Here is a 1,609-nt window from a genome sequence, read left to right as displayed (position 1 = left end):
CGACACTTCCTGCGGCGCAAAATCCATCACCGCGGCAAAGGCGCCCTCAGCGGCCAGGCTTTCAAACGCCCGCCCGCCCATGCCGGTGGCGTGAAACACCGCAACCTCAAACCCGCGCGCTTCCAGCGCAGGTTTCAGTGTCACCATATAGCGCAGCACAGTCTTGCCAAACGACGTCATGCCGATCAGCGGCCTGTCCCGTTTTGGCGGCTCCACCGCCCGCGCCGCGCCCAGCACCGCACCGGCGGCCTGGCTGAGCGACGCCTTGCAAATCGAGTTCACCCCATAGAGCCCGCCCGCCCAGAGGATCATCTGCACATCCGCCGGGATCCGCTCAGGCGGCATCAGCGGTGAAAATGCGACAGTTGAGACGATGTATTTAGGCACCCCCACGGGCAGCGCCGCACACATATCCAGCGCCAGATCAGTGCCCATGGTACCGCCCAACACAATCACCCCGTCAATGCGCCCCTGCCGGTACAGATCCAGCGCCATGGCCGCGGCACCTGCACCCATGATCTGCATGGCGGTGTTTTCATCCCCCGAGCCAATCGCCGCCTCGATCGAACTGCCGCCGGCCGCGGCCACCTCCTGCTTGCTGACATCCGCGGGCTGGCCGGGATCGCCCAGAACGCTCACATCCATCGTCAGCACCTTGCCGCCCTGCCCGCGGATCACTTCCGCCAGATAGCTCAGTTCATCGTCTTTGGTGTCGTACGTTCCGGCGACTAGTATGGTCATGTCTGCCACAGGCTTTTTCTCCCGTCTTAAAGGCTTCGCAGCGACGGCCATCGGCACGCGCGCGGCCTTTCATCTTTGCAAAAATACTCCCGCCGGAGGCCGCGGGTTTTGCGGCGCAAAACCCGCTTCACAACTGAATCCAAGCGGTTTTCAGATCGATGTATTTGTCCAGCGCATGCAACGACTTATCATGCCCGTTGCCGGACTGGCCGACGCCGCCCAATGGCACCGTATTGTCAGACCCGCCATAGGTGTTCACATGCACCACACCGGCCCGGATGCCCGCCACCATCCTGTGCGCGCGGGACAGGTTTGCGGTCCAGACACCAGCCGCCAGGCCAAAGTCGGTGGCGTTGGCAAGGCTCAGCGCCTCGTCCTCACTCTCGAACCTTGTCACTGCCAGCACCGGCCCGAACACCTCGCGCTGAAACAGCGCGTGGTCCTGCGCTACATGCGTGACAATCGCCGGAGACATAAAGGTGCCGCCGGTGTCCTCCAGAATGCGCTGGCCGCCGGTCACTACCTGTCCGCCCTCGGACCGTGCCATGTCCATGAACGACAGGTTGCGGCGCAGCTGATCCTCGGAATTCACCGCCCCGATCTGGGTGCCCAGGTCCAGCGGGTCTCCCACCCGCAGCGCCTCGGCCTCGGCCTGCAGCATTTCGACAAACTCGTCATGAACCGACGCCTCGACCAGAAGGCGGGAGCCCGCGATACAAACCTGCCCGGAGTTGCGAAAGATGCCAGCGGCAGACACTTTGGCCGCCTTGGCCAGATCCGGCGCATCCGCAAAGACGATATTCGGGGACTTGCCGCCCAGCTCCAGATAGCAGCGTTTGAGGTTGGAGCGCGCCGAGGCCTCCAGCAG

Annotated in this window: 2 protein-coding genes; both read right to left on the bottom strand. The window is 63.7% G+C overall.

Annotation, left to right across the window (positions count from 1 at the left end; genetic code table 11):
- A partial coding sequence (locus tag A2I95_RS36470) for a Tm-1-like ATP-binding domain-containing protein (protein WP_291737380.1) occupies window positions 1-741 on the bottom strand: 741 nt, incomplete at its 3' end.
- A gap of 127 nt (window positions 742-868) precedes the next feature.
- On the bottom strand, window positions 869-1,609 hold a 741-nt coding region (locus A2I95_RS36465), incomplete at its 5' end, for an aldehyde dehydrogenase family protein (RefSeq protein ID WP_291737379.1).

This window comes from Leisingera sp. F5, from assembly GCF_001593695.1.
The sequence above is the reverse complement of the archived record's forward strand: the minus strand, read 5'-3'. Positions and strand labels throughout refer to the sequence as shown.